Below are 13,338 nucleotides of genomic sequence, written 5' to 3' on the forward strand. Positions count from 1 at the left end.
GGCGCGCGATGACCAAACCCAGGCATTACCTGCAGTTCAAGGATTTCACGCGCGACGAATACCGGCACGTGTTCGAGCGCACGCGCTGGATCAAGGACAAGTTCAAGCGCTACGAGCCCTATCACCCGCTGTTCGACCGCACGCTGGTGATGATCTTCGAGAAGGCCAGCACGCGCACGCGGCTGTCGTTCGAAGCCGGCATGCAGCAGCTCGGCGGTTCGGCGATCTACCTCAATACGCGCGACTCGCAGCTCGGTCGCGGCGAGCCCGTCGAAGACGCGGCGCAGGTGATCTCGCGCATGAGCGACGTCGTGATGATCCGCACTTTCGAGCAGGACATCATCGAGCGCTTCGCCGCGCATTCGCGCGTCCCGGTCATCAACGGGCTGACGAACGAATACCACCCGTGCCAGATCCTCGCCGACATCTACACCTTCATCGAGCACCGCGGCTCGATTCAGGGCAAGACGGTCGCCTGGGTCGGTGATTCGAACAACATGTGCAACACCTGGCTGCAGGCCGCCGAGCTGCTCGACTTTAACGTCCACGTGTCGACGCCGCCCGGCTACGAAGTCGAGCCGGAACGGGCCGGACTGTACGGCACCGGTCATTTCGAGCAGTTCGCCGACCCGATGGAAGCGTGCAAGGGCGCGGACCTCGTCACCACCGACGTGTGGACGTCGATGGGTTTCGAGGCGGAAAACGACGAGCGGATGAAGGATTTCGCCGACTGGTGCGTCGACGCCGAAATGATGGCGGCGGCCCGCGCCGATGCGGTCTTCATGCACTGCCTGCCGGCCCACCGCGGCGAGGAAGTCACCGCCGACGTCATCGACGGCGCGCAGTCGGTCGTGTGGGACGAAGCGGAGAATCGCCTGCACGTGCAGAAAGCGCTGATGGAATACCTGGTGCTCGGCAAAGTCGAAGACTAGCCGGCGTCTTTGCAAGTCCAGGCTGCAGACCGCAGGGCTGCGGCCTGTCTGTTGAGCGGAAATCGGAAAAAGCGGAAATCGACATGAGCGACGTCAAGAAAGCGGTGCTTGCCTATTCGGGCGGGCTGGATACTTCAGTCATCCTGAAGTGGCTGCAGGATACCTATCAGTGCGAAGTGGTGACGTTCACGGCCGATCTCGGCCAGGGCGAGGAACTCGAGCCTGCGCGCCAGAAGGCGCTGAAGTTCGGCATCAAGCCTGACAACATCTTCATCGACGACCTGCGCGAAGAGTTCGTGCGCGACTTCGTCTTCCCGATGTTCCGCTGCAACACTGTTTATGAAGGCGAATACCTGCTCGGCACGTCGATCGCCCGCCCGCTGATCGCCAAGCGCCAGATCGAGATCGCGCGCGCGACCGGCGCCGAGGCCGTGTCGCACGGCGCGACCGGCAAAGGCAACGACCAGGTCCGCTTCGAACTCGGCTACTACGCGCTGATGCCGGGCGTGAAAGTCATCGCGCCGTGGCGCGAATGGGATCTTTTGTCGCGCGAGAAGCTGCTCGCGTACGCCGAGAAGCACGGCATCCCGATCGAGATGAAGCACAAGCAGGGCGGTTCGCCGTATTCGATGGACGCGAACCTGCTGCATATCTCGTTCGAAGGCCGCCACCTCGAGAATCCGGCTGCGGAAGCCGAGGAGTCGATGTGGCGCTGGACCGTGTCGCCGGAAGCGGCGCCGGATGCGGCCGAGTACGTCGACCTCGAATTCGAGCGTGGCGATCTCGTCGCGATCAACGGCACGCGCCTGAAGGCGCACGAGCTGCTCGCGAAGTTGAACGAGCTCGGCGGCAAGCACGGCATCGGCCGCCTCGACCTCGTCGAAAACCGCTACGTCGGCATGAAGAGCCGCGGCTGCTACGAGACCCCGGGCGGCACGATCCTGCTGCGCGCGCACCGTGCGATCGAGTCGGTCACGCTCGATCGCGAAGTTGCGCACCTCAAGGACGACCTGATGCCGCGCTACGCCAGCCTGATCTACAACGGCTACTGGTGGAGCCCGGAGCGTCGCGCGCTGCAGGCACTGATCGACAACACGCAGGAATCGGTCAACGGCTGGGTACGCGTCAAGCTCTACAAGGGCAACGTCATCGTAACGGGGCGCGACTCGAAGACCGATTCGCTGTTCGACCCGACGATCGCGACGTTCGAGGACGACCAGGGCGCCTACAACCAGAAGGACGCGCACGGCTTCATCCGCCTCAACGCACTGCGCATGCGCATCGCGGCGAATGCGAAGACGAAGCGCGGCTAAGGAGGCCGATCGATGGACGGCGACGCAGTCATCTTCGGACTGACGATCGCGGAGTTCGAGGACTGGTCGCTCAAGATCCTGCTGACTGCGCTGATCGTGTACATGCTGTTCATCATCGGCAACCTCGCGAAGCAGTCGAAAGCCGGCAGATACGGCACCGTGTGGCTGTTCATCGCGCTCGGGCTGGGGTTCGTCGGCTTCGTCGCGAAGAGTTTCATCCAGAGATTTCTCGGCATCGAATAGGAAAGCAGCAATCATGAGCCTCACCGAAAAGTTCGACGGCGTCACTGTCGCCACCAAGGCCAACGTCTATTTCGACGGCAAATGCGTGAGCCACGGCATCGTGCTGGCCGACGGCACGAAGAAGTCCGTCGGCGTGATCCTGCCGGCAACGCTGACGTTCAACACCGGTGCGCCCGAGATCATGGAAGGGGTCGGCGGGAGCTGCCGCGTGCGCCTGAAAGGGGCCAACGGTGAAATGGGCGAGTGGAACGTCTACGGCGCCGGCGAGTCCTTCAAGGTACCGGCCAATTCCAGCTTCGACATCGAAGTTGCCGGCGAACCGTACCACTACGTCTGCCACTTCGGCTGACCGGAGTCGAGCCATGCCATCCTTCGACATCATGTCCGAAGTCGATCTGCCTTCGCTGAAGAACGCGGTCGACGTCGCCAACCGCAAGATCAGCGGCCGCTACGACTTCAAGGGCAGCGACGCGCGGGTCGAGCAGGGCGAAAAAGTGCTGACGCTGTTCGGCGACAGCGACTTCCAGATCGACCAGATGCGCCAGATCCTGCTGCCCGAAATGACGGCGAAGAAGATCGACGTGCGCTGCCTCGAATATGGCGACCTGCAGAAGATCGGCGGCAACAAGCTCAAGCAGGAGCTCAAGGTCCGCGTCGGCGTCGAGCAGGACCTCGCGAAGAAGATCGTCAAGCTGCTCAAAGACAGCAAGCTCAAGGTCCAGGCCGCGATCCAGGGCGAAGCGATCCGCGTCTCGGGCGCGAAACGCGACATCCTGCAGGAAGCGATCGCGCTGGTGAAGAAGGACATCACCGACTTCCCGCTGCAGTTCGGCAACTTCCGCGACTGACGGCGCCCGCCGATGAACGTCGCCGCGATCGCCGCCACCGCCTCCGCAAATAGCGCAGCCACCGTCCAGGCGCAAGCTTCGCTATTGGTCCTGAGGAAGGCGATGGACGTGCAGCAATCCCACGCCGCGCAGCTCTTTCAGGCGCTCCCCCAACCCGCGGTCGCGCCCACTCCCGGCGCAACCGTTGGCGGATCGATCGACATCTTCGTCTGACCTTGTGCGCGTCGCGGCGCGAGCGATCCGGCGTCGAAGCGACGGGCGATTCTCGGAAAACTCCCCCCGGGAAACCCTGCATTTCCGACGTCGACTACCCGTTTTTGGTAGTCGATGTACATCCTGTTCGTCATAACAATCCTGCTGTTCAGCGTCTAGTGTTCCAACTGGTGACCGCCCCGGGCCTCGGGGGACGGTCGGGGGGCCGCGTGCGACGCTTCCGGGGACAGCCAAAGGAGAGATCGATGAACAGACGACGTAGCCCGGTTTTCGGTGCCAGTGTTGTGGTCGCCGCCCTCTTGACGGGGGGAGCACCGAGTCATGCCCAGGACGCTCCCGACCGCCCCGCCGCGGCGCCCCGCGATGCAGCGGCCGAAGTGCAAACCCCCGGCCAAGTCCCGATCACCCGCCCCGAGCAGCGCCTGTCCGAACATGACCGGTCGAACGTGTTCAACCCCCCGGAGGGTGCGCCGCTGTCGCCGGCTTTCCGCAACCAGCCCGACAATGGCCGCGTGCTGGGCTTCGATTTCGCCCGTGACCCCCTGAACGCCAAGGAGCCGATGCAGACTTTCGAGGAAACGATGCGCGCCGACGTCGCCGCCCGCGCCGAGGTCATGCAGACCCAGCGCGGGTTGCTGGCGAGCCGCTACGACCTGACGCCTCGCCTCGACCCGGAAGCGCGGATGTCCCGCGGCAAGCCGCTGCCGGTCGGGCCGACCGCACGTCTTGCGCGAGGCGTCGACTGGGATGCCCTCGCCGAAATGCCGCCCGAGCAGATCCGCGAGCGCGGCCTCTTCCCCTATCCGTCGCTGCCTCATCCGAAGCAGGCCACCGGCGGCCAGGTGTTTCCGCAGATGCAGATCGACATGTTCCCGCGGCTGGAGCGCTTCGACGTCGAGTTCGACCTGCCCGAAGCTTTCCTGCCGGAATTCCCGCCAGCGATTTTCCTGCAGAACCGCCCGGAGCTGGGCGACGTGTCGCGCGGCGAAGTGGTGTCGATCAACAACTTCCACCGCCTGTTCAAGGGCATCCTGACGCCGGTTCAGCTCGACGGACTGCGCCTCCTCGTCACGCCTTTCCCGCAGGAAGAATTCAACGCGACCGACGACCGCAAGAGCGCACAGCCGAGCCTGGGCGTCGCCTGTTTCGACTGCCACGTCAACGGCCACACGACCGGGCAATTCCACCTGAACCCGGACGACCGCCCGCAGGAACGGCGCTTCCGCCTCGATACGACCAGTTTGCGCGGTCTCTTCAACCAGCAGATCCATGGCTCCAAGCGCAGCCTGCGCTCCGTCGAGGATTTCACCGAGTTCGAGTTCCGCACCGCCTACTTCAACGGCGACCCGATCCACGCGATGAAAAAAGGGTTCACGATCTTCGACCGCATCCACGTCAGCCACATGGCGCAGCTGCAAAACATGCTCGACTTTCCGCCGACGCCCAAGCTCAACGTCGAAGGGCGGCTGGACCCGGCCAAGGCGACCGAGCAGGAGCTGCGCGGCGAGGCCATCTTTTTCGGCAAAGGCCGCTGCGCCGGCTGCCACGAGCCGCCCGCCTACCTCGACCACCAGATGCACGACTTGCATCTCGAACGCTTCCTCGACGAGCCGGGCGACGGACCGATCAAGACTTTCACGCTGCGCGGCATCAAGGACAGCCCGCCGTACATGCACGACGGGCGCTGCCTCACGCTCGAGGACACAGTCGAGTTCTTCAACCTCGTGCTGGCGCTGAAGCTGAACGGGCAGGAGAAAGCCGACCTGGTCGCATTCATGCGGCAGCTGTAGGGAAAAAGGCGGGAGGGGGCGCAGTTCAGGAGGGCTGCGCCGCTCCTCCCGCGACGCGGGGCTGCGATCCCGTTGGGTGATCGGCGACGGTCTCACCCTCCGGGGGTCATCCCAGCCGCTCGTCGAGTAGACTATGGCCCTTCATCGACAGCCCCACCGCCCGATCGAGGCTCCGATTCACAAGCAAAGGGACGTCTGAAGAGTGATTGGAATCCTGAACAGAATCATGCGCAGGAAGCACGACGACAACAAGCGGTCGCTGAGAGAGAACGCCGAAAAAGTCCTGAGGCACGATCAGCTGATTGCGAGAGTGAAATCGGGGACAGAGGTAGGCGCCGCAGCGGTCCCCACCCCCGCCCCAGTGCAGGAATTCTCTCCGGTGGAACCGGTGATCGATCTCGAAAGCCACGTGGCCGCTGGCCCCGAACCCGACCTGCCGCCGGGATTCGAGGAGGAGCTTCGGCGGCTCAGTAAACTGATGGATTTTTGATGACGTATGGGTAAATAAGCCAGACTTTTCCCTGTCGTCTCTCACTCGCTGACCGTTTGATGCGGGATTTCGTCATCCTCGTTGCAGGTCGCATTGCGCTTAATCACGATGAAGTTCTGATTCTCGAGGCTTTCTGTCACCGTGAGATAAGACGACGGGTGAGCGCGGTTCGACTCGATACTGCCGTCACTAACGCCTTCGACACCAAAGCGACAGACCTTGACACCCGATTCATTCTCAGCCCCGACTTTAGCTCCCGTTCCCGTGAAATCTACCGTAAGCGTACCTGACCAGACCGGCGGTGTGGCTAAATCGCCATCATTGTCGACGGGTGTTATAACGCAGCTGTAGGAAATGATGTCCCGATTCATCTTCTTTGTTGGATCGGGCGGGACTGGGGCAGGATCGGGCGTGTTTGGAAGGGCGCTGTCGTCGAAGCATTCGTCGACAAGAGTGCCTGGATCGATATTCGCCGCTGCTGAAATGGTTGTCTGACCCCCGATCGTGGTTGTGTCTGTAGATATGCTAGTCGTGCCGATATTCAGGAATTCTGGGGGAGCTCTTGAGCTCTTTCCCGCGCTGATATATCCGGAAAGCAGGTACCCCTTCAAAACCGTGCAATCGGTGTAGTTGCCGGTAGTTAGATCTGCCAGAACGTCATCACTAATAGTTGCGTCCTTATCGGTACAGCGGTACTCGATGATCCCTGTATCGTTGTTGAACACAAGCCGTACATTCGGTGATCCGGGGGGGGCGAAAGCGCTTTTTCCACCCGTTAGATCCTTTGCAGGATAAGGAATGCGCAAGTTGCGATTGTATGGCGTCTTGATGACATCCTTGGTGCCGCAGCGGATGTCGGTATCGGTCTGGCACGCAATTAGCCACGCTGCGTCGGCCGGATCATGTTTGGCTATGATAGAGGGTAGCGTCAGAGTTCGGGTGGCGCCTTGCTTGTTACTAACTTTCCCGAAAGTAATGCCATATAGGCGATAATATGCGGCATGAAATGCAAGCGAACTTCCGACGGTCGCGCCCACGATCATCACACCTTGCAGGTGATGCGGCAGCAGGCCATCAAAGCGGTGCGTGAGGGGCAGACCGTGCAGAGCGTCGCCGCCTCGTTCGGCGTGAATCCTCGCAGCGTCTTCCGCTGGCTGGCCGACTTCGCCAACGGCGGCCAGAACGCCCTGCTCGCCAAGCCGATCCCGGGACGTCCGCCCAGGCTCAGCGCCGAGGAGATGGCCTGGCTCGCCCGCGCGGTCCGCGACCACACCCCGCAGCAGTTCAAGTTCGAGTTCGGGCTGTGGACGCTGACGCTGATCCGTCACCTGATCAATCGTCAGCTCAAGAAGGAACTGTCGGTTTCCTCGGTCCACCGGCTCATGAAGATCCTGGGCTTCAGCGCCCAGAAACCGCTCTATCAGGCCTGGCAGCAGGATCCCGTGCTGGTGCGGACCTGGGAGACCGAGACCTATCCCGCCATTCGCGCCGAAGCGCGTGCGACGGGCGCGACGATCTACTTCGCCGACGAGTCGGGAATCCGTTCCGACTACCACACCGGCACCACCTGGGCGCCGCAGGGCCAGACGCCGGTGGTGACGGCCACCGGCCGGCGCTTTTCGCTGAACATGATCTCGGCGGTGAGCGCGCAGGGCGAGTTTCGGTTCATGCTGCATGAAGGCTCGGTCGGTGCGAAGGTCTTTCTGGAGTTCCTCAAGCGCTTGATGATCGGCGCTCAGAAGCCGGTGTTCGTCATCGTCGATGGTCATCCGATCCACAAGGCAAAGTTGATCAAGACCTATGTCGACAGCCTCGGCGGCCGGCTGAAGCTGTTCTACCTGCCGCCGTATTCGCCGCACCTGAACCCGGACGAAACGGTCTGGGCGCATGTGAAGCGCAAGGTTTCGCGCCAGGTGGTCGAGAGCAAGGAGGACATGAAGCGCCTCGCACTCGGGGCCCTGCGCAGCATTCAGAAACTCCCCGAGCTCGTGAAGTCATTCTTCCGGCAACCAGAGTGTCAATACACTCTATAGTGACACTACTTATTGAAAAGTTAGTATTCCAAGTCATGTCGATCAGGACCAGTTTGAGGTCAGGAGTGACGGTGACGGAAGGCGTTCCTGCCCAAGTCAGACTAACCGAGTTGGCGGTTACCGTCGTCCCGCGATTGAAGGCTGCGACGTAATTGCTGTTGTTGATCGCCGCACTCGGAACGTTGGCGATTTGGGCATACGCGAAATTCGAGGCCAGGGGAGTTGCCGGAACATCGATTACGTCAAATCCCCGTAGCCGATCCATCTGCTCCTGCGCAAGGAACAGCGCCTCCACCCGGTCCCGACCGGTTCCGATCGCATCGGCGAGGGTAATTTGGAATTTTCCGATTGCGAGTAACCCGAAACCGAGAATCACAAGAGCAAGTAGAGCTTCGATCAGACTGCTGCCGGTTTGCAGATTTTTGGCGGTGAAGGTTGATCGAAGCGAAGAGCCAGATTTCATAATTGTTTCTCCAGTGTGACGTAACGATAAAATCTCACCAATCAGTGAAAATCGCAGTCGTTACACCAGTCCTTCCATCCGCCCGGAATTCGCACATAGCTGCCTAGATTACGTTTGACGTTATTAAGAACATTGGAATCATAAGTCGGATTCGGGGTGCCTGTTGCTTGGAAATTCCCCTCGGCAATGGCTGCCCCGATGATCTGTGAAGTGCCACCTCCGGAGTTGTTCCAGGTAAACGCACTGCAGTAAACTACTCCGTAGATGACGACATTGCCGTTTATTTGCAAGGGTCCGTCGACGATCAGGATCACCGGCTCCGAGGCGGTACCAATTGTAACGTTCGAGTTAATTTGTGCTCCGCTCGTGGTATTCACCCAGATGACCTTGCCTTGCCCGTCCACGCTATCGATCGCGCTCGGACAAGGGCCATTGCAATCTATCTGCACGGCTTCCGCCTTGACGCTGTCCTTGCTTTCGCCAAAAAAACCTTGGAAAAATCGATCACCGGTCAAATTTGAAAGCGTTGAATCCTCTTTTGCGACGCTCGCTTCCGGGGGGGTACCCGGCACCGTAACCAGGTCTGCGCTGCCATCCGAGGTATAGGTGCCTCCGGCGTGGACCGTGGTGCCGTTTGTGGCGGCCTCTGTGTTGGTAATGGTGACGTTTCCGCTGAAACTTACATTCCCTTTCGCCGTGAGCGCAGCAGAGGGGGCTGAGACCATGCTCGGTTTGAATACTACGCTTTGAGTCGCTAAGGCTCGGGACGTGCAAGCAGCCGCGCCGGGCGCCTGTCCGTCGGCGCAACCCAACACGTTGATCAGGATCGCCCTGTTGGGATCCGTGATTGTGGAGGGGGTGCTCAAGCGTTTGAAGCGAGCCTGAAAGGAACTGATGTTTACGCCAACTGGTGCCGTTGGCATGGTGCCGTCGGTCGTAGCGGCGAGTCTTACTTCATCCACGAGGCCATTCGGGGTGTTGCTCGTGTCGAGGAAGAAACCGTAAAGCGTACCGTCGTACCATGGGTCGGTCACTGGATCTGAGGGCGATCCGATTAGCAGCTTCTCGCGATTCGTTTTTTTTGCCAGCACCGCCAGCGATGCTTCGAGCCCGCCCATCGCCGCTTCCTGAGCCATGATTGACTTGATCTGATTGGCCTGGCTTTTCACGCCAAATACCAGATTGCGATTCGTGAACAGGGCGGTCAGGGTCGCCGCGACAAGCAGCACGAGCGCGACGATCATTGCAACGCCGTGCTGGCGCATCCGAATTGTGTTCCTGCGCTTATTCATAGCGGACCTCATGTTGCGGGAGGGGTGGACTCGGCGGCACCCCCCTTGAAGATGTCGGCGCGCACTCGCACCCGCTCATTCAACGTCCGTTTAACGGCGCTATCAGCTTTCAACTGGCCCGACATCGTGATTGCGATCTCGGTGACGAAATGAGCACCATCATGGCTTTTCGAAGGGGTGGGCGGTGTTCCAGCGCAGACCGCCGGACCTCCATTTGCAGGATCGTCTCCATCGATGTCGATGCAACGATAGGTTCGGCTTAACGCGAATTCGGTAATTTGGGTGACGTTTGGGTCGGTAATGGCCTGCCAAGTACCTCCGTCCCGACGCTGAAGCGTATTCGAGTCCAACCTGTAGCCATGCTGCTCGGTAGTCGCACCGGTATCCAAGGTGTCGTCCGAGTTCTCGTCGTACCAGAATTTGATCTCGCTTCCGCTAATATCGGCTTGCGGATTCAGGAAAATCGGAAAAGTCGCAGCCCGGGAACTCGAATCCTGGGTCAGATTAAGGATATCGAGATGAACGTCACGCTTGTAGCCCATGCGTTTAATGTCGCGTGCGACGATGTCCATTGCCGTCCGCATCTCCTGATCGAGACGCGCCATCTGAATCAATTGCCGGTTGTTTTGCAGATAGTTGACAAAAAACGTTGTGATGCCGGTCATCACGACCAAGCCGACGGTGACGCCGACCATCAGTTCGACGAGCGACAGACCTTTCTGCGTAGAGCGTTGGGGTTTCAACATGATGGGTACCCCATGGATGCGCCATCGGTCGAAGGCGCGCAGAGCTTCACTGAAATTGGCATAGGCTTGACGCCCGCCTTTCCTGTGCTGTTTCCAACCAAAATTGTGTCTACGCCGATAGTGCCGCCGACGGCGTCGGTGATGGTGCCCTGCGTGCCATCAAAGGTCAGTGATGTAAATTCTGACGTCAATATCGTGCCATTGAACGCGCTGCCTGCAACCGTTTTGATTACGCAGTCTGCCGGCGTTGCGCAGCCAGGATCCGTGTCGTTCACGCTGTAAGACCAGTCTTCGCCGGGGGTAATCGAAACCGTAATCTGCCGATTGCGCAGCACGGCCTCGGACCTAGCATAAGTGAGATCGGTGTGAAGCGCTTCCGCTGCGCCCCGAACCCTTGCTTTCTTTATGAAATCATTAAGCGACGGTACGGCGATGGTTGCGAGGATTGCGGCGACCGCAATCACCACCATCAACTCGATCAATGTGAAACCTGAACTGCGGGTGCCATCGTCCATGTTACTTACTCCAACAGGCGGCAGTCGGTCCGTTGCTTACCGTATTACCGCCGCCGGTCACGGTCATCGTGATCGTTGTGCAGGTGGTGTCTGCAGCTTGGGATTTTCCGCTCACCGGGCTCGCCGTTGCGGTGTAGCCAATCGCTGAAACCGCGCTTAGTGCGATGGTGTAATAGCCCTCAGTAGACGGAAGCGGGTCGGCCAGCCCCAATTGGACCAAGGTGCCGTAAGTAGTGTTATTCAATCTGTATGTTTCCTGCGCCAGCTGGATCTTTGCCAGTGAGGTCGTTGCGTCCGACCGGCGCGACTTGCGGATGGATTCCATATATGACGGAACGGCGATGGCTGCGAGAATTGCGACTACCGCCACGGCGATCATCAGCTCGATCAGCGTGAATCCGCCTGTTCTGGACTTCATGTGTTTCTCCGAATGGCTGGAGTTTGGGTTGGTGGAAATGCGGCTTTTCAGTTCGAAGCGGCCTAGGTCGGCGCGGACGTGTCGAAGGCCCTCCGGACTCTGACATAGTCTTACACTTTATTACAGAGCCGTGCGAGAGAAGCTCGACAGGCGGCACGTACGGCGCGATGACTGGCAGCGGTGTATCGACTGAGGATATTAAGGTGTCGCAAGTCGGCAGGGCAGTTGGCTCGGCACCCGGCGCGACGACGCAATTTCGAGGTATGACAGCATGGGTTATGCGGGCTCCGGCAACAGCGTGACGCTCCCCGATTTCCGCAATCTGGGAGTGATGCTGCGGATTTTGGTCATCGCGGAGTTTGCGAGCAGTGTCGCGCTGGTGGCTCATGCACCGGAGGGCTTTGCCGTGCTGCTGCACATCACCGAGTCGGGACTGTTGTTCGAGTCCTCGCTGTTGCTCGTCGTGCTGCTGCTTTTTCTGCTCTCGCCGTCGCTGGGCCGTTTGCCGTACAGGAGGGGAGTGTGGGCGGTGGCAGGTGTTGCGGCGGCGGTTTCCGGAGCGCTCGATCTGGGCGTGCGCGCCTGGGTCGGCGGCGCGCCTACGGGAGGGGCGGTGAAGGCGGCAGTATTCGCGGCCATGCTGGCCGGGTTGCTACTGGCGTATTTCAACTGGCGGCAACGTGTGCTTTCTCCTGCACTGCCCGAGGCGCGCCTGATGGCGCTGCAGTCACGCATCCGGCCGCACTTCCTGTTCAACAGCCTCAATACCGCTGTATCGCTCGTTCGGCGCGACGCGCGCCTCGCGGAGCAGGTCCTGCTCGACATGTCCGACCTGTTCCGGGTGCTGCTCGCGGAGCCTCGTTCGCTGGTGCCGCTTGCCGAGGAGATCCGCCTTGCACGCTCTTACCTGAAGATCGAACAGCTTCGCCTCGGTGAACGTCTTCACGTGACATGGGACTGCGAAGGCGCCCCGCAGGGAGTCCCTGTGCCCGTGTTGCTGCTGCAACCGTTGCTGGAGAACGCGGTGAGGCATGGCGTGGAACCATCCGAAAACGGTGGCGAGATCCGGGTCCGAATCGGGGGCCGGGGCAGGGTTCTCGATATCGAAGTGCAGAACACGATCACGGATTCAACGAGCGGAACCCCTGCGGGAAACCGGATCGCGCTGGCAAACATAGCGGAGCGTCTAGCTTTGCATTTCGATGCGGAAGCGCAGCTGCGAACCTGGCAGCAGGAAGACAGCTTTATCGTGCGCGTGCAGCTTCCGCTGCTCAAGCATCAGGAGGGGGTGCTTCGTTCTTGATGGGTCACCCGTCTGGACAGGGAGGATGCCCGGTCACTTTCGCTACTGCTGTTTTCGGCGAGCAGGTCCGGATTCGGCCGACGTTGCTGACGATCACTTTGATTTCCTTGCCGCCGGGTGACCGCAACGAGAGGGTGACGTTCGTGCCGAGCGTCGTGCCCGAAATCGGGTCGAACCGGGTGGCATTGCGGTTTGCGCTGGCGGTGATGCCTTGAAATTGCGCCCCGTCGAGCACCGTGAGCGCTCTGCCGCCGCTGGAGGGGATGGTGCATGCATCGGGTTGCGCCGGGTTGGACAGCGAAGTGTCGCACTGGCTGTGGTCGTGAATGCCCATCCTCCAATTGACCGTGTCTTTCATCGAGTACGTTACGAACATGGGCGCGCTCTGTTGTATCGCCTCCGTTCTTGCGTAGTGCAGTTGCGTGACGAGGAGGTCGGCCGCACCGCTGATGCGACTGGCTTCGAGGAAGCTGGCGAGGAGCGGCGGCGCAATTGAATAAAGGATCGCAGCCACCGCGATCGTCACCATGAGTTCAACGAGGGTGAGCCCGTGCATTTTCCGATTCATGACAAATATATAAATCAGCAGGGCGTATTATGCAAATCGTGTTTTCCAGCACCATCACAACCTCGGCCCAAGTCGGGGATCAGCCCGTCCTGCTGGTGCAATCGGGTATTCGTCGGTAACCTTTCTTGGTTGTCTCGAGAGCGGTTCGCAGGGCGGGTTCGAGGCGCAATT

General features: G+C 60.4%; 16 protein-coding genes. 10 read left to right on the top strand and 6 right to left on the bottom strand.

What is annotated here, in order from left to right; all coding sequences use genetic code 11:
- The first annotated feature begins 8 nt into the window (after nt 1-8).
- The 8 genes from argF (at nt 9) to GO608_RS09185 (ending at nt 5,829) form a co-directional block, all read left to right on the top strand.
- On the top strand, nt 9-932 hold the full coding sequence (gene argF, locus GO608_RS09150) for an ornithine carbamoyltransferase (protein WP_169199433.1): 924 nt from the start codon (nt 9-11) through the stop codon (nt 930-932).
- A gap of 83 nt (nt 933-1,015) precedes the next feature.
- Nucleotides 1,016-2,245 (top strand): argininosuccinate synthase, encoded by a 1,230-nt coding sequence (locus GO608_RS09155; protein WP_169199432.1) that lies wholly within the window; start codon nt 1,016-1,018, stop codon nt 2,243-2,245.
- 12 nt (nt 2,246-2,257) lie between these two features.
- On the top strand, nt 2,258-2,488 hold the full coding sequence (locus GO608_RS09160) for a DUF2788 domain-containing protein (RefSeq protein WP_053422179.1): 231 nt from the start codon (nt 2,258-2,260) through the stop codon (nt 2,486-2,488).
- A gap of 13 nt (nt 2,489-2,501) precedes the next feature.
- Nucleotides 2,502-2,837, top strand: a complete 336-nt coding sequence (ppnP, locus tag GO608_RS09165; RefSeq protein WP_169199431.1) for a pyrimidine/purine nucleoside phosphorylase — start codon at nt 2,502-2,504, stop codon at nt 2,835-2,837.
- Between the two features lie 13 nt (nt 2,838-2,850).
- Nucleotides 2,851-3,336, top strand: coding sequence for a YajQ family cyclic di-GMP-binding protein (locus tag GO608_RS09170; RefSeq protein WP_169199430.1), 486 nt, complete (start codon nt 2,851-2,853; stop codon nt 3,334-3,336).
- 12 nt (nt 3,337-3,348) lie between these two features.
- Nucleotides 3,349-3,549 carry a YjfB family protein gene (locus GO608_RS09175; protein ID WP_169199429.1) on the top strand — a complete coding sequence of 67 codons (201 nt, stop codon included), beginning with the start codon at nt 3,349-3,351 and terminating at the stop codon, nt 3,547-3,549.
- Nucleotides 3,550-3,794: 245 nt separating this feature from the next.
- A complete protein-coding gene (locus GO608_RS09180; protein WP_169199428.1) occupies nt 3,795-5,339 on the top strand; it encodes a cytochrome B6 in 1,545 nt (514 codons plus the stop codon).
- A gap of 202 nt (nt 5,340-5,541) precedes the next feature.
- Nucleotides 5,542-5,829, top strand: coding sequence for a hypothetical protein (locus tag GO608_RS09185; protein WP_211159479.1), 288 nt, complete (start codon nt 5,542-5,544; stop codon nt 5,827-5,829).
- Nucleotides 5,830-5,870: 41 nt separating this feature from the next.
- Here GO608_RS09185 and GO608_RS09190 read toward each other — a convergent pair whose 3' ends face one another.
- Nucleotides 5,871-6,866: a hypothetical protein gene (locus tag GO608_RS09190; protein WP_169199427.1), complete on the bottom strand. Its 996-nt coding sequence runs from the start codon at nt 6,864-6,866 to the stop codon at nt 5,871-5,873.
- Here GO608_RS09190 and GO608_RS09195 point away from each other — a divergent pair.
- Nucleotides 6,831-7,862, top strand: a complete 1,032-nt coding sequence (locus GO608_RS09195; protein WP_247002968.1) for an IS630-like element ISAzo33 family transposase — start codon at nt 6,831-6,833, stop codon at nt 7,860-7,862. The genes GO608_RS09190 and GO608_RS09195 overlap by 36 nt on opposite strands.
- A 504-nt stretch (nt 7,863-8,366) precedes the next feature.
- Here the strand turns inward: GO608_RS09195 and GO608_RS09200 are convergent.
- Genes GO608_RS09200 through GO608_RS09220 form a run of 4 tightly spaced genes read right to left on the bottom strand, consistent with a single transcriptional unit; the run spans nt 8,367 to nt 11,296 of the window.
- Nucleotides 8,367-9,617, bottom strand: coding sequence for a pilus assembly PilX family protein (locus tag GO608_RS09200; RefSeq protein WP_169200276.1), 1,251 nt, complete (start codon nt 9,615-9,617; stop codon nt 8,367-8,369).
- A gap of 8 nt (nt 9,618-9,625) precedes the next feature.
- A complete protein-coding gene (locus GO608_RS09205; RefSeq protein WP_169200277.1) occupies nt 9,626-10,363 on the bottom strand; it encodes a PilW family protein in 738 nt (245 codons plus the stop codon).
- Entirely contained in the window at nt 10,357-10,878 is a 522-nt protein-coding gene (locus tag GO608_RS09210; RefSeq protein ID WP_169200278.1) for a GspH/FimT family pseudopilin, read from the bottom strand. The genes GO608_RS09205 and GO608_RS09210 overlap by 7 nt, the downstream gene beginning before the upstream one ends.
- 1 nt (nt 10,879) lies before the next feature.
- On the bottom strand, nt 10,880-11,296 hold the full coding sequence (locus tag GO608_RS09220; protein ID WP_169200279.1) for a type IV pilin protein: 417 nt from the start codon (nt 11,294-11,296) through the stop codon (nt 10,880-10,882).
- Between the two features lie 271 nt (nt 11,297-11,567).
- Here GO608_RS09220 and GO608_RS09225 point away from each other — a divergent pair, with 271 nt between their 5' ends.
- On the top strand, nt 11,568-12,599 hold the full coding sequence (locus GO608_RS09225) for a sensor histidine kinase (protein ID WP_169200280.1): 1,032 nt from the start codon (nt 11,568-11,570) through the stop codon (nt 12,597-12,599).
- A gap of 4 nt (nt 12,600-12,603) precedes the next feature.
- Here the strand turns inward: GO608_RS09225 and GO608_RS09230 are convergent, their stop codons facing one another.
- On the bottom strand, nt 12,604-13,167 hold the full coding sequence (locus GO608_RS09230) for a GspH/FimT family pseudopilin (protein WP_425532293.1): 564 nt from the start codon (nt 13,165-13,167) through the stop codon (nt 12,604-12,606).
- Between the last annotated feature and the right edge of the window lie 171 nt (nt 13,168-13,338).

The organism is Aromatoleum buckelii, assembly GCF_012910785.2.
Classification (GTDB): domain Bacteria; phylum Pseudomonadota; class Gammaproteobacteria; order Burkholderiales; family Rhodocyclaceae; genus Aromatoleum; species Aromatoleum buckelii.

Bases quoted from the DNA above. Each gene is read 5' to 3' on its own strand.
- argF (WP_169199433.1), top strand. From the start codon at position 9: ATGACCAAACCCAGGCATTACCTGCAGTTCAAGGATTTCACGCGCGAC.
- GO608_RS09155 (WP_169199432.1), top strand. From the start codon at position 1,016: ATGAGCGACGTCAAGAAAGCGGTGCTTGCCTATTCGGGCGGGCTGGAT.
- GO608_RS09160 (WP_053422179.1), top strand. From the start codon at position 2,258: ATGGACGGCGACGCAGTCATCTTCGGACTGACGATCGCGGAGTTCGAG.
- ppnP (WP_169199431.1), top strand. From the start codon at position 2,502: ATGAGCCTCACCGAAAAGTTCGACGGCGTCACTGTCGCCACCAAGGCC.
- GO608_RS09170 (WP_169199430.1), top strand. From the start codon at position 2,851: ATGCCATCCTTCGACATCATGTCCGAAGTCGATCTGCCTTCGCTGAAG.
- GO608_RS09175 (WP_169199429.1), top strand. From the start codon at position 3,349: ATGAACGTCGCCGCGATCGCCGCCACCGCCTCCGCAAATAGCGCAGCC.
- GO608_RS09180 (WP_169199428.1), top strand. From the start codon at position 3,795: ATGAACAGACGACGTAGCCCGGTTTTCGGTGCCAGTGTTGTGGTCGCC.
- GO608_RS09195 (WP_247002968.1), top strand. From the start codon at position 6,831: ATGAAATGCAAGCGAACTTCCGACGGTCGCGCCCACGATCATCACACC.
- GO608_RS09200 (WP_169200276.1), bottom strand. From the start codon at position 9,617: ATGAATAAGCGCAGGAACACAATTCGGATGCGCCAGCACGGCGTTGCA.
- GO608_RS09205 (WP_169200277.1), bottom strand. From the start codon at position 10,363: ATGTTGAAACCCCAACGCTCTACGCAGAAAGGTCTGTCGCTCGTCGAA.
- GO608_RS09210 (WP_169200278.1), bottom strand. From the start codon at position 10,878: ATGGACGATGGCACCCGCAGTTCAGGTTTCACATTGATCGAGTTGATG.
- GO608_RS09220 (WP_169200279.1), bottom strand. From the start codon at position 11,296: ATGAAGTCCAGAACAGGCGGATTCACGCTGATCGAGCTGATGATCGCC.
- GO608_RS09225 (WP_169200280.1), top strand. From the start codon at position 11,568: ATGGGTTATGCGGGCTCCGGCAACAGCGTGACGCTCCCCGATTTCCGC.
- GO608_RS09230 (WP_425532293.1), bottom strand. From the start codon at position 13,167: ATGAATCGGAAAATGCACGGGCTCACCCTCGTTGAACTCATGGTGACG.